The organism is Noviherbaspirillum suwonense, assembly GCF_900182955.1.
GTDB lineage: Bacteria > Pseudomonadota > Gammaproteobacteria > Burkholderiales > Burkholderiaceae_D > Noviherbaspirillum_A > Noviherbaspirillum_A suwonense.
In genome coordinates this window covers 1-26,069 of record NZ_FXUL01000039.1, presented here as the reverse complement: position 1 = coordinate 26,069, position 26,069 = coordinate 1, and the positions used below count along the sequence as shown (strand labels likewise).

At 67.1% G+C, this 26,069-nt stretch carries 23 protein-coding genes and 1 pseudogene; 7 read left to right on the top strand and 17 right to left on the bottom strand.

Annotated features, from left to right (window positions below):
* The 10 genes and pseudogenes from QOL82_RS27765 to QOL82_RS27720 all read right to left on the bottom strand — a co-directional run.
* Positions 1-110 (bottom strand): annotated as a pseudogene (locus QOL82_RS27765) (Asp/Glu racemase); the annotation flags it as partial.
* A gap of 17 nt (positions 111-127) precedes the next feature.
* Positions 128-1,357 carry an FAD-dependent monooxygenase gene (locus QOL82_RS27760; protein WP_283445572.1) on the bottom strand — a complete coding sequence of 410 codons (1,230 nt, stop codon included), beginning with the start codon at positions 1,355-1,357 and terminating at the stop codon, positions 128-130.
* Between the two features lie 67 nt (positions 1,358-1,424).
* The gene (locus tag QOL82_RS27755; protein ID WP_283445571.1) at positions 1,425-2,189 is read right to left on the bottom strand and encodes an ABC transporter ATP-binding protein; all 765 of its coding nucleotides are present in this window, start codon (positions 2,187-2,189) and stop codon (positions 1,425-1,427) included.
* The gene (locus QOL82_RS27750; RefSeq protein WP_283445570.1) at positions 2,186-2,977 is read right to left on the bottom strand and encodes an ABC transporter ATP-binding protein; all 792 of its coding nucleotides are present in this window, start codon (positions 2,975-2,977) and stop codon (positions 2,186-2,188) included. Before QOL82_RS27750 ends, QOL82_RS27755 begins: the two co-directional genes overlap by 4 nt.
* Entirely contained in the window at positions 2,974-3,969 is a 996-nt protein-coding gene (locus QOL82_RS27745) for a branched-chain amino acid ABC transporter permease (protein ID WP_283445569.1), read from the bottom strand. The genes QOL82_RS27750 and QOL82_RS27745 overlap by 4 nt, the downstream gene beginning before the upstream one ends.
* A 1-nt stretch (position 3,970) precedes the next feature.
* A complete protein-coding gene (locus QOL82_RS27740) occupies positions 3,971-4,843 on the bottom strand; it encodes a branched-chain amino acid ABC transporter permease (protein WP_283445568.1) in 873 nt (290 codons plus the stop codon).
* A gap of 21 nt (positions 4,844-4,864) precedes the next feature.
* A complete protein-coding gene (locus QOL82_RS27735; protein WP_283445567.1) occupies positions 4,865-6,001 on the bottom strand; it encodes an ABC transporter substrate-binding protein in 1,137 nt (378 codons plus the stop codon).
* Between the two features lie 302 nt (positions 6,002-6,303).
* A complete protein-coding gene (locus tag QOL82_RS27730; RefSeq protein WP_283445566.1) occupies positions 6,304-8,046 on the bottom strand; it encodes a putative bifunctional diguanylate cyclase/phosphodiesterase in 1,743 nt (580 codons plus the stop codon).
* Between the two features lie 228 nt (positions 8,047-8,274).
* Positions 8,275-9,108, bottom strand: a complete 834-nt coding sequence (locus QOL82_RS27725; protein ID WP_283445565.1) for a class I SAM-dependent methyltransferase — start codon at positions 9,106-9,108, stop codon at positions 8,275-8,277.
* A 197-nt stretch (positions 9,109-9,305) separates the two neighbouring features.
* Positions 9,306-10,613: a sigma-54 interaction domain-containing protein gene (locus tag QOL82_RS27720; protein ID WP_283445564.1), complete on the bottom strand. Its 1,308-nt coding sequence runs from the start codon at positions 10,611-10,613 to the stop codon at positions 9,306-9,308.
* 273 nt (positions 10,614-10,886) lie between these two features.
* Here QOL82_RS27720 and QOL82_RS27715 point away from each other — a divergent pair, with 273 nt between their 5' ends.
* The 4 genes from QOL82_RS27715 (at position 10,887) to QOL82_RS27700 (ending at position 14,598) form a co-directional block, all read left to right on the top strand.
* On the top strand, positions 10,887-11,771 hold the full coding sequence (locus tag QOL82_RS27715) for an MBL fold metallo-hydrolase (RefSeq protein WP_283445563.1): 885 nt from the start codon (positions 10,887-10,889) through the stop codon (positions 11,769-11,771).
* A 39-nt stretch (positions 11,772-11,810) separates the two neighbouring features.
* The gene (locus QOL82_RS27710; RefSeq protein ID WP_283445562.1) at positions 11,811-13,505 is read left to right on the top strand and encodes a bifunctional protein tyrosine phosphatase family protein/NAD(P)/FAD-dependent oxidoreductase; all 1,695 of its coding nucleotides are present in this window, start codon (positions 11,811-11,813) and stop codon (positions 13,503-13,505) included.
* Positions 13,506-13,568: 63 nt separating this feature from the next.
* The gene (locus tag QOL82_RS27705; protein WP_283445561.1) at positions 13,569-13,769 is read left to right on the top strand and encodes a YgaP family membrane protein; all 201 of its coding nucleotides are present in this window, start codon (positions 13,569-13,571) and stop codon (positions 13,767-13,769) included.
* A gap of 19 nt (positions 13,770-13,788) precedes the next feature.
* On the top strand, positions 13,789-14,598 hold the full coding sequence (locus QOL82_RS27700) for a sulfite exporter TauE/SafE family protein (RefSeq protein WP_283445560.1): 810 nt from the start codon (positions 13,789-13,791) through the stop codon (positions 14,596-14,598).
* Between the two features lie 96 nt (positions 14,599-14,694).
* Here QOL82_RS27700 and QOL82_RS27695 read toward each other — a convergent pair whose 3' ends face one another.
* The 3 genes from QOL82_RS27695 to hmgA all read right to left on the bottom strand — a co-directional run bounded on the left by QOL82_RS27695 (position 14,695) and on the right by hmgA (position 17,746).
* Complete coding sequence (locus QOL82_RS27695; protein ID WP_283445559.1) at positions 14,695-15,060, bottom strand: hypothetical protein; 366 nt, start codon at positions 15,058-15,060, stop codon at positions 14,695-14,697.
* An 80-nt stretch (positions 15,061-15,140) separates the two neighbouring features.
* Entirely contained in the window at positions 15,141-16,430 is a 1,290-nt protein-coding gene (gene fahA / locus QOL82_RS27690; RefSeq protein WP_283445558.1) for a fumarylacetoacetase, read from the bottom strand.
* Positions 16,427-17,746: a homogentisate 1,2-dioxygenase gene (gene hmgA / locus QOL82_RS27685; protein ID WP_346772322.1), complete on the bottom strand. Its 1,320-nt coding sequence runs from the start codon at positions 17,744-17,746 to the stop codon at positions 16,427-16,429. Before hmgA ends, fahA begins: the two co-directional genes overlap by 4 nt.
* 164 nt (positions 17,747-17,910) lie before the next feature.
* Here hmgA and QOL82_RS27680 point away from each other — a divergent pair, with 164 nt between their 5' ends.
* Both QOL82_RS27680 and QOL82_RS27675 read left to right on the top strand, forming a co-directional pair.
* Positions 17,911-18,828, top strand: coding sequence for a LysR family transcriptional regulator (locus tag QOL82_RS27680; RefSeq protein ID WP_283445556.1), 918 nt, complete (start codon positions 17,911-17,913; stop codon positions 18,826-18,828).
* Positions 18,829-19,007: 179 nt separating this feature from the next.
* Positions 19,008-19,214, top strand: coding sequence for a DUF6494 family protein (locus tag QOL82_RS27675; protein WP_283445555.1), 207 nt, complete (start codon positions 19,008-19,010; stop codon positions 19,212-19,214).
* Positions 19,215-19,335: 121 nt separating this feature from the next.
* Here the strand turns inward: QOL82_RS27675 and QOL82_RS27670 are convergent, their stop codons facing one another.
* The 4 genes from QOL82_RS27670 to QOL82_RS27655 all read right to left on the bottom strand — a co-directional run bounded on the left by QOL82_RS27670 (position 19,336) and on the right by QOL82_RS27655 (position 23,998).
* Complete coding sequence (locus tag QOL82_RS27670; protein ID WP_283445554.1) at positions 19,336-20,049, bottom strand: ABC transporter ATP-binding protein; 714 nt, start codon at positions 20,047-20,049, stop codon at positions 19,336-19,338.
* Positions 20,046-20,819, bottom strand: a complete 774-nt coding sequence (locus QOL82_RS27665) for an ABC transporter ATP-binding protein (RefSeq protein WP_283445553.1) — start codon at positions 20,817-20,819, stop codon at positions 20,046-20,048. Before QOL82_RS27665 ends, QOL82_RS27670 begins: the two co-directional genes overlap by 4 nt.
* Positions 20,816-22,705, bottom strand: coding sequence for an ABC transporter permease (locus QOL82_RS27660; protein ID WP_283445552.1), 1,890 nt, complete (start codon positions 22,703-22,705; stop codon positions 20,816-20,818). Before QOL82_RS27660 ends, QOL82_RS27665 begins: the two co-directional genes overlap by 4 nt.
* Positions 22,706-22,795: 90 nt before the next feature.
* Positions 22,796-23,998 (bottom strand): ABC transporter substrate-binding protein, encoded by a 1,203-nt coding sequence (locus QOL82_RS27655; protein ID WP_430438561.1) that lies wholly within the window; start codon positions 23,996-23,998, stop codon positions 22,796-22,798.
* 436 nt (positions 23,999-24,434) lie between these two features.
* Between QOL82_RS27655 and QOL82_RS27650 the strand changes: the two genes are divergently transcribed.
* A complete protein-coding gene (locus QOL82_RS27650; RefSeq protein ID WP_283445551.1) occupies positions 24,435-24,899 on the top strand; it encodes a MarR family winged helix-turn-helix transcriptional regulator in 465 nt (154 codons plus the stop codon).
* Positions 24,900-26,069: the final 1,170 nt, after the last annotated feature.

Sequence of the window (26,069 nt, the reverse complement as noted above, 5' to 3'; positions counted from 1 at the left end):
AAGCGCTCGGGGCGCACTGCCTGGCGCGCCAGCAGCATGGCCGGAATTTCGGTTTCCATCGTGGTGTTCGAGCTCGGCACGATCTGGCCGATGCGGTACGTCTTCTGCATGATGTCTCCCATATTGTTCAGGCCGCCTGCCGCAGCGCCGCTTGCGCGTTGCCCGGCTTGAAGGCGGTGGCGTCGTATTCATAAACCCAGTTGGCCTTGATACCGGATGAATGCGGGTTAAGCAAGCTTTGGACCCGGTACATCGCGTCACGCCTGACCTGCGCCAGCCGCGACGGTAAATGATACGTCCTTCCCCGTTCCCGCGATTCGAGCTGCACCCGGCTGGTGCGCGGCAGGCGTTCGGCCTGGTAGTCCCGCAGCGCGGAAGCCACGTCGAGGCCGTGCCCGGCCAGCGCCGCGGCCAGCACGTAGCCGTCCTCGATGGCCATTGCCGCGCCCTGCGACAGGAAGGGCAGCATCGGGTGCGCCGAGTCGCCCAGGAGCGCCACGCGGCCGACCGACCAGCTCTGCATCGGGTCGCGGTCGAACAGGCCCCACTTGAACACGCTGGCGGTGCGCTCGAACAGCCGGATCAGGTTCGGATGCCAGCCCCTGAAGGCATTGAGCAGTTCTTCCCGGCTGCTGGGCGCGTTCCACGATTCCTCGACCCAGTTCGCGGTCTCGCTGACCGCCACGATATTGACGGCCGCGCCGCTGCGCACGTAATAGGTGACGACATGGCCGTTCGGCCCCATCCAGAACGACGAGTCGGGGCTGACGAACTCCGGCCGCCGGTCGGGAAAGGGCACCACCGCCCGGTAGCACATGTGGCCGGTGAAACGCGGCGCATCGCTGCCGAACAGTGCGCTGCGCACGGCCGAGCGCACGCCGTCGGCGCCGACGATCAGGTCGGCCTCGTACTCGCTGCCGTCGGCGAAGGTCGCGACTGCGGTGTCGGCCTCATTGCGCACGCCGGTGCAGGCGGTCGACAGCACGGCGGCCCCGTCCGGCACCAGCGACGCCAGCATCGCATGCAGGTCGGCCCGGTGCACATGGTAGAAGTCGGCGCCGTAGAGCTTGGGGCAGTCCTCGATCAGCGGCGTGCGGAACAGTTCCCGCGCGGTGGCCCAGTTGCGGCCGACGATGGCCTGCGGCAAGAAGCTGGCGCGCCGCAGTTCGTCCGCCAGCCCGAGGCCGCGCAGCACCTTGGCCGCATTCGGCGTCATCTGTATGCCCGCCCCGACCTCGCCGAATGCCGCGGCCCGCTCGAATACCTTGACATCGATGCCGCGCTGGGCCAATGCCCCGGTCAGCGCGACGCCGCCTATGCCGCCGCCGATGACGCCGACCCGTAATGCTCTTGCCATGTTGTTCTCCAGTGTCAGTTCTTTTCCGGCGGCGGCGCACGCAGGGCGGCGGCCGCGCCGTCTTGTTTCAGGCCAGCGCTTCGCCGCCCAGGTAGGCATTGAGCAGCGCCGGGTCGCCGAGCAGGCTGGCCGCGTCGCGGCTGGCGGCGACGCGGCCGGTTTCCACCACGTAGGCGCGGCTCGCGACCGACAGCGCGTTGTGGACATTCTGCTCGACCAGCAGCACGGTCACGCCATGCCGGTTGATCTCGCGCACCACGTCGAACACCTCGTCGGCCATCTTCGGGCTGAGGCCGAGCGACGGCTCGTCGAGCATCAGCAGGCGCGGCTCGGACATCAGCGCGCGGGCAATCGCCAGCATCTGCTGCTCGCCGCCCGACAGCGTGCCGGCAAGCTGCCGGGAGCGTTCCTTCAAGCGCGGGAACCGGTGGAAGGCGATGCCGATGCGGCGCTCGATTTCCGCCTTGCTCCTGCAGAGGTAGGCGCCCAGCGCCAGGTTTTCCTGCACGCTCATGTTGGGCCACACGTGCCGCTCCTCCGGGCAATGGGCGATGCCGGCCGCGACGATGCGGTCGACCGCCCAGTTCGTGATGGACTGGCCGCCCCATGTCACCTGCCCTTCCGCGCATTTCAGCAGGCCGGAGATGGCGCGCAGCGTCGTGCTCTTGCCCGCGCCGTTGGCCCCGATCAGCGCGACGATTTCGCCGGCGCCGACTTCCAGGCTGATGCCATGCAGCGCGACTGTCTTGCCGTAGCCGACCCGGATGCGGTCGACCTTCAGGCTGGCGCCGTTGCCGATCGCATTGTTGGTGTTGCTGACGATTGCGCTCATGCATGCGCCTTTCCAAGATAGGCTTCCACCACGTCGCGGTTGGCGAGGATGTCGGCCGGCCTGCCCTCGGCCAGCTTCTGGCCGAAGTTCATCACCACCAGCCGGTCCGACACGCCCATCACCAGCGCCATATTGTGCTCGACCAGCAGGATGGACTCGGCCCGCGTGCCGCGCAGCTTCCTGAGCGTCTCGCCGAAGGCCAGCGCTTCCTGGCTGTTCAGGCCGGCCGCCGGCTCGTCGAGCATCAGCACCGACGGCTTTGCCGCCAGCGCCACGCCCACTTCCAGCAGCCGCAGTTCGCCGCAGGACAGCAGGTAGGCCGGCGCATCCATGCGCCGCGACAGGCCCATCGTGTGGACGATGTCGGCCGCGCTGTCGCGCAGCGCCGCCTCGGTCCGGCGCACCTTGCTGCCGGGGAAGAAGGTCGACAGCAGCGACTGCCGGCCTTCCAGGTAATGCCCGGCCAGGATGTTCTCGAAGACGCTGAGCGATTTCAGCACATTGGTCTTCTGGAAGCTGCGCACGATGCCCTGCTGCGCGATCGCATGCGGCTTCTGGCCGGTGACGTCGCGGCCGCGGTAGGACACCGAGCCGGCGCTCGGCACATAGAAGCCGGTGATCAGGTTGAAGCAGGTGGTCTTGCCGGCGCCGTTGGGACCGATCAGTCCGAGGATCTCGCCCGGCATCAGGTCGAAGCTGATGTCCTTCACCGCGGTGATGCCGCCGAAGGTCTTGGTCAGCTTCTGCGCCGACAGCAGCGGCCCGGACTGGTGATTCATCGCATTCATGCGCCCTCCCTGGCGACGGCGACGTCCGCCGGCGCCGCCGGCGCCGCGCTGATTTCGCCGCGGCGCTCGCGGCGGGCGGTCAGGAAACCCATCAGGCCACGCGGCAGGAACAGCACGATGGCGACCACGATCAGGCCGAAGATGGACAGCCGCAGTTCCTTGGCTTCGCGCAGGTACTCTTCCAGCAGCGTCACCAGCAGCGCGCCGATCAGCGGGCCGACCAGCGTGCCCTTGCCGCCGACCAGCACGACGATGATCATCGTGATCATGAACGAGAAGGTGAACACCTCGGGACCGACGAAGGAAATGTAATGCGCATAGAAGCCGCCCGCCAGGCCGGCCAGCATCGCGCCGAGCACGAAGGCGCGCATCGCATAGCTGAATGGACGGATGCCCACCGACTGCGCGACGTAGCGGTTCTCGCGCACCGTCACGGCGGCCCGGCCCGCGTTCGAATAGACGAAGCGGTAGGCCAGGTAGAGCGCGCAGGCGGCGAGGCCGAGCGCGACATAGAAATAGAACTGCTTGCCGAACAGGTTGGAGCCGTCGGCCAGCAGCCTGGGCTGCAGCACGCCGGCCAGGCCCATCGGCCCGTTGGTCAGGTCGATCCAGTTGTTGGCGATCAGGCGCAGCACTTCGGCGAAGGCCAGCGTGACGATCACGAAGTACGGCCCCTGCAGCCGCAGCGTGATGGCGCCGATGGCCAGCCCGAACAATGCCGACACCAGCGCGGCCAGCGGCAGCGTGGCCCACATCGGCATGCCGAATTTCAGCGAGCAGATGGCGGCGGTGTAGGCGCCGATGCCGAGGAAGGCGGTGTGGCCGAGCGAGAACTCGCCGACATAGCCGACCACGAGGTTCAGGCTGGTGGCCAGCACCGCGTAGAACAGCACCATGATGCCCAGGTGCAGCAGGTACTGGTCGCCCACCACCAGCGGCAGCGCGGCAGCCAGCAGCAGGAAGGCGAACAGGAGGTTGCGCTCCAGTTTCATGTCAGGCCCTTTCGCTACGGGTTGAAAACAGGCCATAGGGCCGGAAGATCAGCGTCAGGATCACGATGATGAAACCGATGATGTCGACCAGGCCGGTGGAGATATACCCGCCCCACATCGCCTCGGCCACGCCCAGGATCAGGCCGCCGAGGATGGCGCCGGCAAAGCTGCCCATGCCGCCGAGGATGACGACGACGAAGGCCTTCAGGCTGATCAGCCCGCCGACGCCGACCTGCGCCGAATAGATCGAGCCGAGCAGCATGCCGGACATCGCGGCCAGCGTGCAGCCGAGCGCGAAGGTGGCGGCGTAGACCCGCTCGGTCTTGATCCCGGCCAGGCGCGCCGCCATCGGGTCCTGGAAGGTTGCCCGCATTGCGCGGCCCAGCCGGGTATGGCGCACCAGCAGGTGCGCGCCGAGGATCAGCAGCGCGCATACCGCGACCGAGAACAGCCGGAGCTGGGTGGTCGCGACCGGTCCCAGCAGCACCAGCTTGTTGGCGACCGGGCCTTCGATCTTCAGGGGCGCGGTGCCGACCGCCAGCAGCGCCGAGTTGGCGAGGAAGATCGACAGGCCGATGGTCAGCAATATGCCCGGCTCCTCGCCCTGGTCCCGCACCCGCTCGATCAGCAGGCGGTCCACCAGCCAGCCGAAGGCGGCCATCGCCGCCGCGACCACCAGCATGCCGCTGATGAAGTCCAGCCCCAGCCGGGTGGTGACGAACCAGCCGAGCACGCCGCCGAGCATGTAGAACTCGCCGTGCGCGAAGTTGACGACCCGCATCAGCCCGAAGATCAGCGTCAGGCCGAGCGCGGAGAGCGCGTAGAACGAGCCGGTGACCAGGCCGTTTACCAGGAATTGCAGGAAGAGATCCATCGCCTGTCCTAGCCGCCTTCCTTACTTCGGCTCGTCGATCGACGCGCTGGACACGACCTTGGGCGTCTTGTCCTGGATCTGCACCAGCGCCAGCGAGAAGCCGTAGGCCTGGCCCTTGTCGGTGAAGCGGTATTTGCCGTTGGGCGCGTCGTAGTCGGTGCCGGCGAGCGCGGTGCGGATCTTCTCGGCGTCGGTGCTGCCGGCCCGCTGGATCGCATCCATCAGGATGTTCAGCGCGTTGTAGCCGGCATTGCCGTACTTGCCCGGCTGTTCGTTGTACCTGGCGCTGTAGTTCTTCACGAAGGCCTGGTTGCGCGGGTTGGTCATGGTCGACGCATACGGCACCGCCGCATAGATGCCTTCGGCCGCCGGGCCGGCGAGCTGGATGAAGTCGGCGGTCGCCCAGGAGCCGACGCCGAACACCTTGGTCTTCAGGCCCAGTTCCTTGATCTGCTTGACCAGGATGGAGCCGTCCTGGGTCTCGGCGGCGACGAAGATGGCGTCGGCATTGCTGGCGCGCAGCTTGGTCAGCAGCGTGTAGAAGTCGGTGGTGCCATGGTCGAAGTACTCCTTGGCGGCGGTCTTCACGCCGGCCGCGCTCAGGTCGCGCGAGAATTCCTCGACGCCGCCGCGGCCCCAGTCGTCATTGACGCCGACGTAGGCGACATTCTTCAGCTTCAGGTCGTTGGCCAGGATCTTGGCGAAGGCGCGCGACAGCAGCGCATCGGTCTCGGCGGCGCGGAAGAAGTACTTGTTGCCCTTCTCGGTCAGGTCGGCCTTGGACGACACGCCGGTAATGAGCGGCATCTTGTAGCGCTCGGCGACCGGCATGATGGCCGCGGTGGCCGAACTGCAGAACGCGCCGGACAGCGCGACGACCTTGTCCTTCTGGATCAGCTTTTCTGCGGCATTGACCGAATTGGCCGGCTTGCACTGGCCGTCCTCGATCACCAGTTCGATCTTCCTGCCCAGCACGCCGCCCGCCTTGTTGCGCTCCTCGACGGCGAGCTTGGAGCCGTTGACGTCGGCATTGCCGTTGTAGGCGACCGATCCCGTCAGCGGCTGCACCAGCCCGATCTTGATGGTTTCCTGGGCATGGATGGCGGACGAGGCGAAGAGGACGGCAGCGAGTACCGGGGCATGACGCAGATGACGCATGATTGTCTCCATTCGGGTTTTTTGGGGGGCGAATTGTTTGGTGATCATATATTAACTAAACGTTTAATTAAATCAAAAAACGCGAAAATTTTTTTCGCGAACCCGCGTGGCCTGATGACCGCATCGAAGCTATGCAAATGATGTGCCAGAAGAATTCCGGCGGATGCGTGCCGAAACCCGGCTTGAGGAGAGGGAAAATTGCGCCGATGGCGGGCGCATGCACGGATTCGGTTCATGCGCCCGCCGGCCCTGCACCAGGAAGTCGATGCGGTCCCGGGCCGGGACGCGCTTTTCCGGCGGACCTATTCCGCCAGCAGCCAGGCTTCCAGGTCCGGCCCCGCCAGCGGACGACTATATAGATAGCCCTGGCCCTTGTCGCTGCCCAGCTCGGTCACCACCCTGCTCTGGGCCTCGGTCTCGATGCCTTCGGCCACGGTGTCCATGCCGAGGCTGTGGGCGACGCGGACGGTCGCCTCGATCAGCACCCGGTGATGGGCGCTGGTGTCGGCCTGGCTGACGAAGGACCGGTCGATCTTGACCGTGTCCACCGGCAGCAGGTGCAGGCTGGCCAGCGAGGAATAGCCGGTGCCGAAGTCGTCCAGCGCCAGCTTGACGCCCAGCGCCTTGAGCTCGTGCAGGTGCCGCTGCACCGCCGTGTCCTGGGCCGCCAGGCTTTCGGTCACTTCCAGCTGCAGCTGATGCGGCGGCATGCCGGTGGCCAGCAGGATTTCCCGCACGGTCGAGGTCCAGCCGGTTTCGGCGACCTGGGCGCGGGACAGGTTCACCGCGAGCAGGCGCGGCGCGCGCGGCCCCAGGCTGGTACGCCAGCGCATGAAGTCCTCGCAGGCCGCGGCCAGCACATAGTCGCCCAGCGCGCCGATCAGCCCGCACTCCTCCGCGATGCCGATGAATTCGACCGGGCCGACGATGCCGCGCTTCGGATGGCGCCAGCGCACCAGCGCCTCGACGCCGGTGCCGCGGTCGACGCCCGCGCCCGGCTGCAGCCCGACGACCGGCTGGTAGACCACGAACAGTTCCTTCTCGGCCAGCGCGCGGCGCAGGTCGGCTTCCAGCCCGCTGCGCCGCTCGGCCTGGCCGCGCATGGCCTGGTCGAAGAACACGTGCCGCGCGCCGCCGGCGCGCTTGGCGTTGACCATCGCGATGCTGGCGTCCTGCAGCACGGTGTCGGCGTCGTGGCTGGCGACGTTCAGCAGCACCGCGCCCATGCTGACGTGGCAGGTGATGGTCTGCGCATCGACCAGGTAGGGCACGGCAAGCTGGGCCTGCAGCCGGCTTGCGATCTGCTCGACGTCGCTGAGCCGCCGTATGCGTTCGAGCAGCACGACGAATTCGTCGCTGCCGATGCGCCCGGCCAGCCGTTCGTCCGGCTCGGTCGAGATGCTGACCAGGTCGCTCTGGCGCAGCGTGGTGCGCAGCCGGTCGGCCATCATCCCGAGCACCTGGTCGCCCATCGCATGACCGAGCGCATCGTTGATCTGCTTGAAGCGGTCGCAGTTAAGGAACAGCACCGCGCCGTAGCAGGTGCCGGAGCGGTTGTTCTCTATCATCCGCTGCAGGCGTTCGCAGATCGCCGCCCGGTTCGGCATGCGGGTCAGCGTGTCGACATGGGCCGCGTGCCGCAGCTTGCGGGCGATGTTGTCCTGCTCCCGCTGGGTTTCCAGCGTCACGTCCGCCAGCACCACCATCAGCCGGCCGGCGTCGACCTTCATGATGCTCACCGACAGCACCTGCGGCATGTCGGTGCCGTCGAATGCCGCGCCCAGGTGGACGCGCACCGCGTCGTACAGCACGCCGGCGTCCCCGCGGAATTCAGCGACGGTCTGCCGCAAGCCGGGCAGCAGCGGCTCGATCACGGAAAACAGATTGTCGAGGTTGCCGGACGGCGCGAGCGGCATCAGCAGCCGCGACGACATCGGGTTGAGCATCTCCACGTCACCGTTGATCGATGTCTGCACAAGCCCGATAGGCGCCCGATACAAAAACTGCATCAGTGTTTCGTTCTCGTCAACGACTTCGATCGGCATTCTTCTTTCCAGGTGAGGGTTGCATGTCCGTGCGCTGCGCGCGACGGCCGCGCCGGCGGCGGTTCGCCGGCCGGCTGCGGGTCTGACGGATGCAGTCGATGGGTTGGCGGCATGTCGTCAACTGATTATCGACGTTCTGCCTGGGAACTTTACTACGAAATTGTTGATTATACGCAATTTTTATTGCGTCTCCGGCAGGCGTGGGCGGGTTGCCGGACACGGACCGGCTCAGCGGCGGACGATGACCACCTCCAGGTACTCGCTCGGCAGCACCAGCGTGCTGTCGCCCGACCGGTTTCCCGCCTGCATCAGCGCCAGCAGGTCCTGCGTCAGCGCCGCCTGCCGGTCGGCGTCGAGCGCGGCGAAGGTCTTGTGCATCGGACCGTAGTAGGTCCGGAACACGTCGAGCCAGTGTTCCGGCGAGCGAAGACGGAACACGAAGGAACGGCTGTTCGTGACGATCTCCGCGGCGGACGCGCCGAACAGCGTTTCCAGCCGCTCCCGCGTGCCCCACAGCGACGGCGGCTTCACGCCGGCCGGCGGCGGCATGTACTTGCCGATGGTCTTGAACACCTGCCCGACAAAGCTCCCGGGCGTCCAGTTGGCCATGCCGATCTTGCCGCCGGGCCGGCAGACGCGGGCCAGTTCGGCGGCGGCCTTCTCCTGGTCGGGCGTGAACATCACGCCGAAGGTCGACATCACCGCGTCGAACGACGCGTCGGGAAACGGCAGGTTCTCGGCGTCGGCTTCCTGGAACTGGATCTTCCAGCCCTCGGCCTGCGCCCGCCGCCGGCCGTCCTCGAGCAGCGACGGCACGTAGTCGCTGGACGTGACATCGCACCAGCGATGCGCCGCCGCCAGCGTCGCATTGCCATTGCCGGCGGCGACGTCGAGCACGCGGCTGCCGGCGCGCAGGTCGAGCGCCTCGCACAGGTTTTCGCCGACGATCTGCAGCGTCGCGCCGATCAATGAATAATTGCCTGAAGCCCAGGTCGCCTGCTGCCGGTTCTTGATGGCGGCAAAGTCGACTGCTGGCTGGGTGGGTGAACTGACGTCGGCCATGATGGACCTCCAACGTGATGGAAGCGACCTCGCGGGTCGGAAACGGCAAGCCGGTAGCTTGTCACGCAGCCGCCGGCACTGCCGGGCAATGCCAGGCGGGAGCCCAGTTTCCGCCTGCCACGGCGCCCGGTACTGATCAAGCGCAGAAGACGGCGCATTGACGCGCCCGGCGCTTCACCGGCGTTCCGCGGCCGGCTTCAGCCCGCGCCGATGTCGCGCAGGCGCCGGTAGAGCGAGCGCTCGCTCAGGCCCGCCGCCGCGGCAAGCTCGCGGCGGGTGCCGGAAAAGCCGGCGGACAGGCGCGCCAGCTCGGCATCCGACAGCGGCTTGCGCCGGTCGCCGGCGGTCGCGGCGACGGCAGGCGGGGCGATGCCGCCGTCCGGGGCCGGCAGCTGCCCGACGCCGATCACGTTGTCGTCGGCGAACAGGCTGGCGCGCTCCAGCACATTGCGCAGCTCGCGGATATTGCCGGGCCAGTCATGCGCCTGCAGCTGCCGGACCGCGTCCGGCGTGACGCTGAGCGCGCGGCCGTCCCGGGCGGCGCGCTGCAGGAAGGACTCGACCAGCAGCGGGATGTCGTCGCGGCGCTCGCGCAGCGCGGGCAGGTGGATCGGATATGCGCTGATGCGGTAATACAGGTCCTGCCGGAACCGGCCGTCGGCCACCATCTGCCGCAGCGGCTTGTGGGTGGCGGCCACCAGCCGGAAGTCGGCATGCCGGGCCTCGATGCCGCCGACCCGCCGGTAGCTGCCGGTCTCGATGAGCCGCAGCAGCTTGACCTGCATGCCCGGCGGCACGTCGCCTATCTCGTCCAGGAACAGCGTGCCGCCGTGCGCGGTTTCCACCAGCCCGTGCTTGCGGGCCACCGCGCCGGTGAACGCCCCGCGCTCGTAGCCGAACAGCTCGCTCTCGAACAGGGTCTCGGTCAGGCCCGAGCAGTCGACCACCACGAACGGGCCGTTCGCGCGCGGGCTGGACTCGTGCAGCGCCCGCGCGAACAGCTCCTTGCCCGTCCCCGACTCGCCCAGCAGCAGCACCGGCAGCATCGACGGCGCGACCCGCTGCAGCGCGGAAAGCGCCTCCATGAACGCGGCGGAGCGGCCGACCAGGCCCTCGGCGCTGGCCCGCGGCGACGCGGTGCGCACCGTCGCCAGGCGTTCGACATAGCCGACGACGCTGCGCGATTCATCGAAGATCGGGCGCAGTTCGACGTCCACGTGCTCCGGCCCGCGCGGCGTGTGATGGATGTGCAGCACCCGGTCCGGGCCGCGCTTTTCCAGCGCCTTCTTCATCGGGCAATGCTCGCCGGCCAGGTCGCACGGCACATCGTAATGATGCGAGACCCGGAAGCATTTCTGGCCCGCCGCCGCCTGGCCGGTCCCGCCGAACTGGCGCTGGTAGGCCGTATTGGCGGCAAGGATGTTGTAGTCGGTATCGAGCACGATCATCGGCTGCGCTTCCTGCTCGAGGTAGGAAACCAGCGCCTGGACCTGGGCGGACTGCATTGCAATGCTCCCTATGCGTGGACGATGCGGACAGTATGCGCCTGCCTGTCCCGGACTGCCAGCGACTGCCAGGACACTGCCAGGGACTGCCACGGACTGACAGCCGGCGCGCCCTGGCAGGCGTCCGTGGAAGCCGGATTCCGGGATACCCCTTAAAAACCTTTATAAATCAAATACTTACATTTTACGGTTCCGGGCCATGCAGGCTGGTATGGCGCTTGCAATAGCGTTGGCATCCGGCGACATCCAGTCGCCATCAATGACGGAGACATCATGACCGCCCCGAACCCGATGCAGATTGAAGGCTTTTTCGACCCCGGCACCTGGACCGTGAGCTACCTGGTGATCGACCGGGAAACCCGCAAGTGCGCGGTCGTCGACAGCGTGCTCGACTACGACCCGAAGTCCGGGCGCACCGGCACCGCCGGCGCCGACAAGCTGCTCGCCCGCATCGCCGAACTCGGCCTGACCGTGCAGTGGCTGCTGGAGACCCACGTGCATGCCGACCACCTGTCGGCCGCGCCCTACCTGAAGCGGCATGTCGGCGGCCAGGTCGGCATCGGCGCCCGCATTACCGCCGTGCAGCAGGTGTTTGGCGACCTGTTCAATGCCGGCGCCGGCTTCGCCCGCGACGGCAGCCAGTTCGACCACCTGTTCGAGGACGGCGAGCAGTTCAGGATAGGCAGCCTGGACGCGTACGCGCTGCACACGCCGGGCCATACCCCGGCCTGCATGACCTATGTCGTCACCGAAGGCGCCGAGCAGGCCGCTTTCGTCGGCGACACGCTGTTCATGCCCGACTACGGCACCGCCCGCTGCGACTTCCCCGGCGGCGACGCAAAGACGCTGTACCGCTCGATCAACAAGGTGCTGAGCCTGCCGCCCGCGACCAGGCTGTACATGTGCCACGACTACCAGCCGGATGGCCGGCCGGTGCAGTTCGTCAGCACCGTGGCTGACGAGCGCAGGCAGAACATCCACGTGCGCGACGGCATCAGCGAGGAAGAGTTCGTCGCGATGCGCACCCGGCGCGATGCGACGCTGGAAATGCCGGTGCTGATCCTGCCGTCGGTGCAGGTCAACATGCGCGCCGGCCATTTCCCGGAGCCCGAGGAGAACGGCCGGCGCTACCTGAAGATCCCGGTCGATGCGCTGTGACCGACATGAAACGGGCTTCTACAACCTAGGGAGACAAGCATGCAGCTACATACCCTCACCCCCGACCTGTCGGTCTCGCCGCAGGTCATGCCGGCGGACATGGACGCGATCAAGGCTGCCGGCTTCCGCTCGCTGATCTGCAACCGTCCGGACGGCGAAGGCAATGACCAGCCGCTGTTTACCGAGATCGAGCAGGCCGCGGCGGCCGTCGGCATCGGGGCGCATTACCTGCCGGCGGAATCCGGCAAGCTCAGCGACGCTCAGGGATGGCAGTTCGGCGCGCTGCTCGCCAGCCTGCCCGGCCCGGTGCTGGCCTACTGCCGGACCGGCATGCGCTCGACCACGCTGTGGGCGCTGTCGCAGGCGGACAGGCTGCCGCTGGCCGCCATCATCGACGCTGCGGCCGGCGCGGGCTACGACCTGCGCGGCGTCGCCCGCCGCATCGCCGACACCCGGCGCACGCCGCTCGAAGTCGCCGAGGCCGAGCATGACGTGGCGATCGTCGGCGGCGGCGCGGCCGGCATCGCGGTCGCCGCCAGCCTGCTCGCGCGCACTCCCGACCTCGACGTCGCCATCATCGACCCGGCCGACGTCCATTACTACCAGCCGGGCTGGACGCTGGTCGGCGGCGGCGCCTTCCAGGCGCGGGACACCGTGCGCACGATGGGTTCGCTGATCCCGCGCGGCGCCCACTGGATCAAGGCCGCCGTCGCGGCATTCGAGCCGGAGCGCAACGCGGTGGTGCTCGAAGGCTGCCGCCTGGTCAGGTACCACGAACTGATCGTCTGCCCGGGACTGAAGCTGGACTGGCATGCGGTCGACGGCCTGGCCGAGACGCTGGGCCATAACGGCGTGACCTCGAACTACCTGTATCACCTGGCGCCCTATACCTGGGAACTGGTGCAGTCGCTGCGCGGCGGCAAGGCGCTGTTCACGCAGCCGCCGATGCCGATCAAGTGCGCCGGTGCGCCGCAGAAGGCGATGTACCTGTCGGCCGACCACTGGCGGCGCAACGGCCTGCTGGACCAGACCGACATCCGCTTCTACAACGCCGGCGCGACGCTGTTCGGCGTCGCCGACTACGTGCCGGCGCTGATGGAATACGTGCGGGCCTATCGCATCGGTTTGCATTTCGGCCACACGCTGACCGCCATCGACGGCCCGCGCCGCGTCGCGACGTTTTCCCGCATGGAGGCCGACGGCAGCCGGCAACTGGTGGAGGAGCCGTTCGACATGATCCACGTGGTGCCGCCGCAGACCGCGCCGGACTTCATCCGCGCCAGTCCGCTGGCGGACGCGGCGGGCTGGATCGACATCGACCCGGCAACCATGCGGCACAAGTCCTGGCGCAACATCCACGCGCTCGGCGACGCCGGCAATACGCCGAATGCGAAGACCGCCGCGGCGGCCCGCGCGCAGGCCCCTGTGGTAGCGCACAACGTGCTGGCGGCGCTCGGGCGGGTCGCCGGCGAGGCGCGTTACAACGGCTACGGCTCGTGCCCGCTGACCGTCGAGCGCGGCAAGATCGTGCTGGCCGAATTCCTGTATGGCGGCAAGGTCGCTCCCAGCTTCCCGTCGTGGCTGATCGACGGCACCCGGCCTTCGCGGCTGGCGTGGCTGCTCAAGGAGCGCATCCTGCCGCCGCTGTACTGGGAAGGCATGCTCAAGGGACGCGAATGGATGGTGCAGCCGGAGCTGGCCGACACGCCCGCCGAGACGAATCAGCCCGCCTGATTCACGTTTGGCCAGACAACGGTTCATCCGCAGTTCATTGCAGTTAACCTAAAGGAGTCCATCATGAAAACCAATGTCGGCAGCGTCGACCGTACGCTGCGCATCGTCGCCGGTCTTGTCATCCTGTCGCTGTTCTTCGTGCTCGACGAGGGGCAGCGCGGCTGGGCGCTGCTAGGGCTGGTGCCGCTTGGCACCGGCCTGTTCCGCTGGTGCCCGCTGTACACGCTGCTGGGCATCCACACCTGCAAGGTCGCGAACCAGTGAGTCCTGCCGCGCGGAGCCGATGATGCAGCTCTACCTGTTCCTGGGCGTCGTGACCGGCGCCATCCTGGCGCTGACCGGCGCCGGCGGCGGCATCCTCGCGGTGCCGCTGCTGATCTTCGGGGCCGGGATGAGCATCGCGCAGGCCGGGCCGATCGGCCTGCTGGCGGTCGGCATGGCCGCCGCGCTGGGCGCCGGGCTCGGCCTGCGCGCGCACATCGTGCGCTACCGGGCCGCGCTGCTGATCGCCGCCGCCGGCATGCTGCTGTCGCCGATCGGCCTGTGGCTTGCGCACCGGGTGGACAACCGGATGCTGACCGTGGCGTTTGCGCTGGTGCTGGCCTTCGTCGCATACCGGACGTTCCGCCAGGCCGGCCGGCAGGGCGCCGCGGCCGGCGCACGGGCCGCCCCGCCGCCCTGCGTGCGCAACGCCGGCACCGGCCGCTTCGTCTGGACCGCGCCGTGCGCCCGGGTGCTGGCGATGGCCGGCGCGGTCGCCGGGCTGCTGTCGGGAATGCTGGGCGTGGGCGGCGGCTTCGTGATGGTGCCGGCGCTGCGCAGCTATACCGACCTGCCGATGGATGCGGTGGTCGCGACATCGCTCGCGGTCATCGCGATGGTGTCGGCGACCGGCGTGGTGTCGAGCGCGGTGGCCGGCAACCTGGACGTGGTCGCGGCGCTGCCGTTCTGCATTGGCGGGCTGGCGGGCATGCTGGCCGGGCGCCTGGTCGCGACGCGTCTGGCGGGGGCGCATCTGCAGCGCGGCTTTGCGCTGGTGGCGGCGATGGTGGCGGTGGGGCTGCTCTGGCGGACCGTCGCTGGCTGGCACTGATATCGATGCGCTGATGCCGATGCGGCGCTGCCGGCCATCGCCGGAATTGCGCGCCGCGGCCCTGCCCCGCGGCGCAGGGCCGCGGCATCGAGGGCGCTAGCGGCCTTCCGCGTCGATATCGGCCAGCGATTCCCGGCCGCGCTGGGTGATCTCGAATTGCCCGGGCGTTGCCGCCGGCACGATATGGCCCTTCTTCTGCAGGAAGACGGCGACATCGGCGTCGACGGCCGTCGCCGAGCCGGACCCCACCGCGCGCAGCGCATCGACGCAGCGCTTGACGAACAGCGTCAGCTGGCCCTTCTCGGTCAGCGCCAGGCGCTTGTCCTTGCCGTAGGCCATGAACTTCAGGCCGGTCAGGCGCTTGGTGTTGCGGGCCACGCAGGCGCTGACGCGCTCCTGCTTCTTCCCCTGGGCGACCTGCCTGAGGGCGTCGTATTCGTCGGTGGTTAAACGGTCGTTCAATGCGGTTCCAGTCTGTTGAGGCGCCTGTTTGCGCCGGTTGCAAGCCCGAAGTCTAACAGCAGGAACCGCCAGCGGCCTGCTTATCGCGCATCCAGCGCGGGCAGCACCACGCCGCTGCAGTGGCCGAAGCCGACCCGGTAGCCGTCGCCCTGGCACGAGCCGCGCAGGTCGAGCTCGTCGCCGTCCTCGATGAAGGCCCGCTTCTCGCCGGTCTCCAGCGTGATCGGCTCGCGGCCGTTGAATGTCATTTCCAGCAGCGAGCCCAGCGAGTCCGGCGTCGGGCCGCTGATGGTGCCCGAACCCATCAGGTCGCCGACCCGGGTGTTGCAGCCGGACGAGGTGTGATGCACCAGCTGCTGCGCCATGGTCCAGTACATGTACTTGAAATTGGTACGGCTGATGCGGCTCGGCCGGGATGCGCCCTGCGGCCTGATCCAGGCCTCGAGCTCGATGTCGAACGCATGCGGGCCGTCGTGCCGCAGGTAGGACAGCGGCTCGGGCGACTGCGCCGGCTGCGCGGTGCGGAACGGCTCCAGCGCCGCCATCGGCACGATCCACGGCGAGATCGTGGTCGCGAAGGTCTTCGCATTGAACGGCCCGAGCGGCACGTATTCCCATGCCTGAAGGTCGCGCGCGCTCCAGTCGTTCAGCAGCACCATGCCGAAGATATGGCGCTCGGCGTCGGCGCAGGCCACCGGCTCGGCCAGGCCATTGGGCACGCCGACGATGAAACCCATTTCCAGTTCGATATCGAGCTTGCGGCAGGCGCCGAAGACCGGGCGTTCCTGGTCGGGCGGCTTGATCTGGCCGTTGGGCCGCCGCACCGGGGTGCCGCTGGGAATGACCGACGAGGCGCGGCCGTTATAGCCTATCGGCAGCTCGGACCAGTTGGGCAGCAGCGCGTTCTTCGGGTCGCGAAACAGCATGCCGACATTGGTCGCATGCTCCTTCGATGAATAGAAGTCGGTATAGCCCGGGATCTCGACCGGCAGCAGCATGGTCGCGTCCGACTGCGCCACCAGCGCGCGGCTGCGCAGGTCCGCATCGCCCTGCAGCGTTGCGTCGCCGCTGGCCAGCAGCGCGCCGAGCCGGGCGCGCACGGCGCTCCAGGCTTCGGGTCCGAGCGCGATGAAGTCGTTGAGCCGCGGCTGCTCGAACACGCCGGCCTCGCATGGCAGCAGGCCGGCCCGGGCCAGCGCCGCCAGGTCGAGGACAAAGTCGCCGATGGCGACGCCGGCGCGCGGCGCGCCGCCCGCGGCCTGGAATATGCCATACGGCAGGTTCTGTAGCGGGAATTCGCAGTCGGGCAGGTTGGCGCTTTCCACCCAGCTTTTCACTGCAGGCGCGACGGTCGCGTTCGATTGGTTCATCTTGTCTCCGGATTGAAATTTTTTGCCAGGTTCTGCCAGCATTGGAAATAGGTGCTCTGCAGCTGCGATGCCTCCAGCGCGAACCGCGTCGGCTTGATGACCGCCGGCGTCTCGAACATGAAGGCCATGGTGTCGGCAACCTTGCCGGGGCGGCTGGTGTCGGCTCCGCTGGCCTTTGCGAACGTGTCCGCATCCGGCCCATGGCCCGACATGCAGTTGTGCAGGCTGGCGCCGCCCGGCACAAAGCCTTCGGCCTTGGCGTCGTAGGCGCCGTGGATCAGGCCCATGAATTCGCTGGCCGTGTTGCGGTGGAACCAGGGCGGGCGGAACGTGTTTTCCGCGGCCAGCCAGCGCGGCGGGAAGATCACGAAGTCGATGCTGTCGACGCCCGGCGTGTCGCTGGGCGACTGCAGCACCAGGAAGATGGACGGGTCCGGGTGGTCGTAGCTGATCGAGCCTATCGCGTTGAAGCGCCGCAGGTCGTACTTGTACGGCGCGTAATTGCCATGCCAGGCCACCACGTCCAGCGGCGAGTGGCCGATGCGCGCGCTCCACAGCCGGCCGCTGAATTTCGCCAGCAGCTCGAAGTCGCCTTCCAGGTCCTCGTAGCGGGCGGCCGGCGTCAGGAAGTCGCGCGGGTTGGCCAGGCCATTGGAGCCGATGACGCCGAGGTCGGGCAGCCGGAACAGCGCGCCATAGTTTTCGCAGATGTAGCCGCGCGCCTCGCCGTCCGGCAGCTCGACGCGAAAGCGCACGCCGCGCGGGATGACCGCGATTTCCTGCGGCTCGACCGTGATGCGGCCCATCTCGGTGTCGATCTGCAGCCGGCCCTGCTGCGGCACGATGAGCAGCTCGCCGTCGGCATTGTAGAAATAGCGCTGCTGCATCGGCCGGTTGGCTGCATACAGGTGGATCGCGCAGCCATGCAGTGCGTCCGGCGCGCCGTTGCCGGCCATCGTGAACCAGCCGTCGATGAAGTCGGTCGGCGCGGCGGGCATGGGCAGCGGGTCCCAGCGCAGCTGGTTGGGCGGCGTCGGCGGCACGGTCGCGAAGTCCGACACGAGGGCCGGCGACTCGACCAGCGTGAACGGCAGGTGGACCGCGGCCGGGCGGATGCGGTACAGCCACGAGCGCCGGTTGTGGCTGCGCGGCGCGGTGAAGGCGGTGCCGGAGATCTGCTCGGCGTACAGGCCGTAGGGCGCGCGCTGCGGCGAGTTCTGCCCGACCGGCAGCGCGCCTTCCAGCGCCTCGGTCGCGAACTCGTTGCCGAAGCCGGACAGGTAGGATGCGGCCGGCGGGCGGGATGCGTCGTTCATGATTGCCATCCGTTATCTGTAATGGAAAATTTGAAACGGGAAATTTGCAGCGGGAAGCGTGGAACCGGCATTGTGAAACCGGAAACAGCAAGTCGCCAATATAGGCAAACAGGCTACCCTTTAGAATAGCAATATCGAAATTTCCGGTATTGATGAAATCAATAATGCGCGAACTCAAGGACCTCGACCTGAACCTGCTCGTGCTGTTCCAGCAGATGTACCAGGCGCGCCATGTCTCGCAGGTCGCCAGGACCCTGGGCGTGTCCCAGCCCACCGTCAGCAATGCGCTGGCGCGCCTGCGCCGCACCTTCGGCGACGAACTCTTCGTCCGCACCGGGCAGGGCATGCAGCCGACGCCGTATGCGCAGCGGATCTACGAGCCGGTCGCGCAGGCGCTGGCCGGCGTGACGGCCGCGCTGAACCAGCAGGAGCAGTTCGACCCGGCCGCGAGCGAACGCCGCTTCGTCATTGCGATGACGGACGTCGGGGAAATCCATTTCATGCCTGCGCTGGTCGCGCATTGCATGAAGGTCGCGCCGGGCGTCGGCATCCGCTCGATGCGCGCCAGCGAAGTGGCCTGGCAGGAGGACATGCAGACCGGCCGGATCGACCTTGCGATCGGCGCATTCACCGACGTGCCTGAAAGCCTGTTCCACCGCCGGCTGTTCAGCCAGCAGTACCTGACGATGTTCCGCCAGGGCCACCGCTTCGAAGGCCGCAGGATCGGCATGAAGGAATTCCTGGGCGCCCAGCACCTGTTCGTCACGTCGCGGGAAAGTCCCTATGACGAAATCAACGCCCGGCTGGAAAAGGCCGGCGTCGTCCGCTCGGTCAACTTCCAGGTGCCGCATTTCACCGCGGTGCCGTACATCGTCAGCAGCACCGACATGGTGGTCACGGTGCCGGCCCGGCTGGCCGAGCAGGCGTGCGGGCCGTTCGGGCTGGCGACCATCCAGCCGCCGCTGCGCCTGCCGGCGCTGCACACCAGCGTCTTCTGGCACCGCCGCTACAACCAGGACAGCGGCAACCAGTGGCTGCGCGGCGTGATCGCCGCGTGTTTCGGGGAGGCGGCCCGCGGCTGACGGGGCCGGGTGCGGCGAGTTCGACGCGCGCAATCGGCGCAAGCTTTCGCAGAATCAAGGGATAGCGGCGAAACGTTTGGCCGGTTCGCAGCCAGGGCGAAACCAGGCTATTTATAATTCCGGGGCAAGCCGTATCGGACCTACCCTATAAAAACCGCAATCAATCAAAGGAGCCAGCAATGAACGAAGAGACTTTTAACCTGAGCCTGCGCAAATTCCTCAAGAAGGTGGGCGTCAGTTCGCAGAATGAAATCGAAAAGGCGGTGGCGCAGGCGCTTGCCGACAAGAGCATTAGCGGAAATGAAAAATTCCCGGCGACCATGACGCTGGAAGTCGCCGGGATCAAGCTCAACGTGAAATTCGAAGGCACGATCGAACTCGAATAGCGCGCCGCTAGCCGGCCGGGCGGCGCTTTGACAAGCGTCCGGCCAGGCTGCCTTTCATCATCCGGGCCAGCGTCGCGCCGAGGCCGGCTTTCCGGCATGCAGCGCCTGCCCGGCTTCCCGTCTACACCTCCAGGTACGCCTTCCGCACCTGCTGGTTTTCCGCCAGTTCCTCCATGCTGCCCTCGAACCGGATCTGCCCCTTTTCCAGCACATAGGCGCGGTCGCTGACCAGTTCGGCGAAATGCAGGTTCTGTTCGGACAGCAGGATGGACACGCCCTTCTCCTTCAGCTCCAGGATCATGCCGGCCATCTGCTCGACGATGACAGGCGCCACGCCCTCGGACGGCTCGTCGAGCAGCACGAGGTAGGGGTTGCCCATCAGCGTGCGCGACACCGTCAGCATCTGCTGCTCGCCGCCGCTCATGCTGCCGCCCATGCGCCCGGGCATTTCGCCGAGGTTGGGAAACAGCTTGAACAGCCTCTCATGCGTCCATTCGGGAATATCCGGCCGCGGCGGCTGGCGGCCGATCTCCAGGTTCTCGATGACGGTCAGGTCGGTGAAGATGCGCCGGTTCTCCGGCACAAAGCCCAGGCCCATCCGCGCGATGCGGAACGGGTCGAGTCCGCATACCTGCTGGCCCAGGAACCGGACGCTGCCGCGCTTGCGCTCGAGCAGGCCCATCACGGCCTTCATCGTGGTCGACTTGCCGGCGCCGTTGCGGCCCATCAGCGCCACCACCTCCCCGCGCCGCACTTCCAGCCCGAGGTCGAACAGCACCTGGGCGCGGCCGTACCAGGCGTCGAGGTTTTCCACCTTCAGCAGCGCGTCGCTCATACCGCTTCCTTTTTCTTGCGGGTGAAAGTGCTGCCCGAGCCGAAATACACTTCCTTGACCTTGGGATGATTGCGTATGGTCTCGCCGTCGCCTTCCGCGATCAGCTTGCCGCGGGCCAGCACGATCATCCGGTCGGCATAGGCGAACACCACGTCCATGCTGTGCTCGGTAAACAGCACCGCGATATTGCGTTCCACCACCAGCTTCTTGGTCAGCGCCATCAGCGCATTGCGCTCCTGCGGCGCCATGCCGGCGGTCGGCTCGTCCATCAGCAGCAGCTTGGGCCGGTTGGCCAGCGCAATCGCGAGTTCGACCCGCTTGACGTCGCCGTAGGCCAGCACGCTGCACGGGCGTGCCGCCTGCGCTTCCATGCCGACCTGGGACAGCAGGTCCATCGCCTCGTCGCGGTAATGGCTGGCGGCCGGACGCCACAGGTGGAAGATTTTCTTCTCGCGCGACAGCAGCGCCATCTGCACGTTTTCCACCACCGTCATCGAGCCGAAGGTCTCGGCGATCTGGAAGGTGCGGCCGACGCCCAGCCGCCAGATATTGCGCGGCGCCATGTTGACCAGCTCGTGGCCGTCGAACAGGATGGAGCCGGAGTCGGGCCGCAGCTGGCCGTTGACCATGTTGAAGCAGGTGGTCTTGCCGGCGCCGTTCGGCCCCAGCAGCGCCAGCAGCTGCCCGGCCGGCAGGTCGAACGAGACGTCGGCCACCGCCGCCACGCCGCCATAGGACTTTTTCAGATTCCTTACCTGGAGCAGGCTCATTGCTGCACCTCTTCCCTGTCGAAACGGTTGCGTATGAAGCCGACGATGCCCTGCGGGAAAGCCAGCACCAGCAGCAGGATGATGCCGCCCAGCAGCGCCCGCCAGTATTCGGTCTCCCGGGCCAGCAGGTCCTGCAGCCAGGTGAAGACGACGCCGCCGACCAGCGGCCCGGTCAGCGTCTGCACGCCGCCCAGCAGCACCATGACCAGGCCGTCGACCGAGCGCCCGACCGAGATGGTTTCCGGCGAGATGCTGCCTTTCGAGAACGCGAACAGTGCGCCGGCGACGCCGCAGAACAGCCCGGCCAGCACGAAGGCCATCCACTGCACCCGCTTGACGTCGATGCCGATTGCGTCGCTGCGCAGCAGCGAGTCGCGGCCGGCGCGCATCGCGTAGCCGAAGGGCGAGAACAGGATGCGCCGCATCAGCAGGATGCAGGCGACGCAGACCGCCAGCGCCAGGTAGAAGTAATGGCTCTTGTCGGCCAGCCAGGCCGCCGGCCAGATGCCGACGATGCCGTTGCTGCCGCCGGTCAGTTCATCGGACTGGTAGATGACCGACCAGACGATCTGCGAGAAGGCCAGCGTCAGCATCGCCAGGTAGACGCCGGACAGGCGCACGCAGAACCAGCCGAACAGCAGCGCGCCGAGGCCGGCGATGGCGGGCGCAAGAATCAGCGACAGCTCCATCGGCAGCGACATCGCCTTCAGGAACAGCGCCGCGCCGTACGCGCCCAGCCCGAAGTAGGCGGCATGGCCGAACGAATGCATGCCGGCCGGGCCCATGATGAAATGCAGGCTGGCCGCGAACAGCGCCGCGATCAGCAGGTCGATCGACAGCGTCAGCGCATACGGGAAGCTGCTGTTGAACAGCGGCAGCGCCAGCAGCCCGGCGAGCAGCAGCCAGCCGCCGTTGCGCACCAGCGCGCTGGCCGGGCGCAGCGGCATCTCGGCGTCGGTCGCATTGCGGCTGGCCGCCTGCGGCCTTCCCAGCAGGCCCCACGGCCGCACCACCAGCACGATGGCCATGATCAGGAATTCGACCACCAGCGTCAGCTTGGAAAACGAGAAATCGATGCCCAGCACATGCACGGTGCCGATGCCGGCGCAGATCGCCTTGGTCACCGCGATCAGCAGCGCGGCCAGGTAGGCGCCGGGTATGCTGCCCATGCCGCCGACCACCACGACCACGAAGGCGTCGCCGATCACCTGCAGGTCCAGGTTCAGGCTGGCCGGCTCGTTGGGCAGCTGCAGCGCGCCGCCCAGCCCGGCCAGGAAGGCGCCCAGCGCGAACACGCTGGTGAACAGCCAGGCCTGGTTGACGCCGAGCGCGCCGACCATCTCCCGGTCCTGCGTGGCCGCCCGTATCAGCGAGCCCCAGCGGGTGCGCGTCAGCAGCAGCCACAGCAGGCCCAGCACCGCCGGACCGATGCACATCAGCAGCAGGTTGTATTGGGGGAAGCGCTGGCCCAGCAGCTCGATCGAGCCCGACAGGCCGGGCGCCCGGCTGCCCAGCAGCTCTTCGGCGCCCCAGATATAGAGCGCGGCATCCTTGATCACCAGCACCAGCGCGAAGGTGGCCAGCAGCTGGAACAGTTCGGGCGCATGGTAGATGCGCCGCAGCAGCAGCATCTCGATCAGCGCGCCGATGACGGCGACCGCCAGCGCCGACGCCAGCACGCCGCCCCAGAAGCCGAGGAAACCGCCGCCGAAATACCCGGTCGCGGTGTAGGCGATGTAGAGGCCCAGCATGTACAGCGAGCCGTGCGCGAAATTGACGATGCGGGTGATGCCGAAGATCAGCGACAGGCCGGCCGCCACCAGGAACAGCGACGACGCGCCGGCCAGTCCGTTGAGAAGCTGGATACACAGGCTGGAAAGATTCATGGCGGTGACAGGATGGCAGCGTGGTGGAGGGAGCGCACCGCCCGTCTTCGGACGGGCGGTGCGGCGGTAGTACTGGCGTTGCCGCGTGCCTCAGTCGGCGGCGCGCACGGCCTTGACTTCGGCGTCCGACGGCATGAACTTCGCGCCGTCCTTGTAGACCGCGTTTTCCATCACGCCCTTGCCGTCCTTCACGGCGAGCGCGCCGACGTAAGCGCCCATCGTCGACTGGTGGTCCTGCGCGCGGTAGGTGATGCGTCCCATCGGCGTGTCGACTTCCAGGCCCTTGAATGCGTCAGCCAGCTTTTCGCTGTCCGTGCTGTTGGCCTTCTTGATGCCGGCCGCCATTGACATCACCGCCGAGTAGCCGACCACCGAGCCCAGCCGCGGATGCGTGCCGTACTTCTTCTGGTAGGTGTCGAGGAAGGCCTTGTGCTCGGGCGTGGCGATGGTCTGCCACGGATAGCCGGTGACGACCCAGCCGGCGGGCGCCTCGTCCTTCAGCGGGTCCAGGTATTCCGGCTCGCCCGACAGCAGGCTGACCACCGCGCGGTCCTTGAACAGGCCGCGGGTGCTGCCCTCGCGGACGAACTTGGCGAGGTCGGCTGCGAACAGCGCATTGAAGATGCCGTCCGGCTTGGCGTCGACCAGCGCCTGCGTCACCGCGCCGGCGTCGATCTTGCCCAGCGCCGGCGCCTGCTCGCCGACGAACTCGACGTCGGGCTGCTGTTCCTTCATCAGCTTCTTGAAGGTCGCCACCGACGACTGGCCGTATTCATAGTTGGGATAGACCACGGCCCAGCGCTTCTTCTTCATCTTGACCGCTTCCGGCACCAGCATCGCCACCTGCATATAGGTCGATGGACGCAGCCGGAAGGTGTAGCGGTTGCCGCTCTGCCAGACAATCTTGTCGGACAGCGGCTCGGCCGCCAGGAAGAAGAATTTCTTCTGCTTGGCGAAGTCGGTGACCGCCAGGCCGGTGTTGGAAAGGAAGGTGCCCATCAGCACGTCGACCTTCTCGCGCGAGATCAGCTCCTCCGCAACCCGCACCGCGTCGCCCGGATTGGCGTTGTCGTCGCGCGTGATCAGCTCGAGCTTGCGGCCCATGATGCCGCCGCCCGCGTTGACCTGCTCGAGCGCCATCTCCATGCCCTTCTTGTACGGCTCCAGGAAAGCAGCCTGCGCCTTGTAGCTGTTGATCTCGCCGATCTTGATCGTGTCGGCCGCATGCGCCATCCCGACCGAACCAGTGACCGCCACAATCGCCGCGTACAACACCGAATATCTGAAATTCATTTCTGCTCCTAGGTTGAGATTAGCGCGCAAACCGTAATGCAAGCTTCATTCCAGGCAAACCTGGCAGGCCGATTTTCCCATGCCGGCCGCCCACGTTGTCAAAGCAGATCGCGAAATCACGTAGGCGACATAGATATGCAGCGTAGACGTAGTATCCGGTAAAGTAAACCATCGAGACCGCAATCTTTGGGACCAAGCCAAGCGACGCCGCCCGGCCCCGTTCACGTCACTCTCAGGCATTGGTGGTGCAACGATGCACCAGTACCGGCCGGGGTGCACCATGCGGGCACGGCCGACATGGTTCCACGCCTGGCAGACATGGCGTACACGCCGCATATTTCCGGCGTGTCCGATATACCCCGCCATTGCAAAACGATAGCCGTGCCCTCAGAATAAAGCGCAACCGCAGCGTCCCCCACCGGAAATCAATCGTCCCATGCCTACTCCCGACTCCCCGAATCCAGCGCCCGCGGCCGAGTATGTATTCTCGGACCAGGTCGGCCACCTGCTGCGTCGCGCCTACCAGCGGCATGTCGCCATCTTCCAGCACACGATCTCGGACGCGCAGCTCACCGCGGCACAGTTCGTGGTGTTATGCGCGGTGCGCCAGTTCGTTTCCTGCTCGCTCAGCGAGATCGTGAAGACCACCGCCATCGACCAGGCGACGATGCGCGGCATCATCGAGCGGCTCAAGGCGCGGGAGGTGATCCGCGTTTCGCACGATGCGCATGACAGGCGCAAGGTGCTGGTGTCGTTGACGCCGGCCGGCGAGGAGATCATCGATGCGACGGTGCCGGCGGCGCTTGCGGTGTCGGAGGCGACGTTCGGGAATCTGAATCCTGCGGAGCGGGTGGCGATGCTTTATCTGCTGCGGAAGATGTGTGGGATGGAGGGGGAGTAAGAGGGGTGGCTGCGCAGCCGCCGCGTTGAAGGATGGACGCGGGCGTTAGCGTGGTGGTGGCGTTGCGCGCGGCGACCGTTGCGGTTGACGTTCCGCGTAGCGACGGTTGCAGTTGACGTTCCGCGCAGCGACTGTTTCGGTTGACGTTCCGCGCAGCGACTGTTGCGGTTGACGTTCCGCGCAGCGACGGTTGCGGTTGACGTTCCGCGTAGCGACTGTTGCGGTTGACGTTCCGCGTAGCGACTGTTGCGGTTGACGTTCCGCATAGCGACGGTTGCAGTTGACGTTCCGCGCAGCGACTGTTTCGGTTGACGTTCCGCGCAGCGACGGTTGCAGTTGACGTTCCGCGTAGCGACTGTTGCGGTTGACGTTCCGCGTAGCGACTGTTGCGGTTGACGTTCCGCGTAGCGACTGTTGCGGTTGACGTTCCGCGTAGCGACCGTTGCGGTTGGCGTTGCTGTTGCCGTTAGCGCCGCGCAGCGACGGTTGCCGTTGCGGTTGCGGTTGCGGTTGCGGTTGCGGTTGCGGTTGCGGTTGCGGTTGCGGTTGCCGTTGCAGTGAATCCCCGTCGATGGCGACACGTCGCCAGTGCCGAAATCGGATAAAGAAGCGTCCGCTGTCTGAGCGAAGCGAGTTTCGGACGCTTCCCGATTTCGGTGCTGGCGGCGTGTGCACCCCGCGCAGCGGGGCGCCATCATCGGGGTCGCCTTCTCTTGCCTACTTCTCTTGGCGAAGCAAGAGAAGTAGGTCGGCTGCCGGGCCGAAACCCGGCTAGGTCGTCCGGCAGGCCAGACGGTATTGCTTCATCTGCCAGCAGGCGCACCGTCGCGAAGCCGCTTTTGCAGTTGACAACGGCTGCACGTCAGGAATACGCGCCACAGCGCAAGGCGCCGATGCTGCGTCTGCTGACGGGTGAAACGTTGAGGCTTCACTGCCGTGGGGAGTAGCCGGGTGTTCGGCCCGGCAGCCGACCCACTTTTTTGCTTCGCCAAAAAAGTGGGGCAAAAAAGGCGACCCCTACGATGGCGGTCCGCTGCGCGGACTGCACGCGCCGCCAGCACCTGAAACGGGAAGCGTCCGAAACTCGCTTCGCTCAGACAGCGGACGCTTCTTTATCCGTTTCAGGCGCTGGCGACGCGTCGCCATCTAACGGGGATTCACTGCAACGGC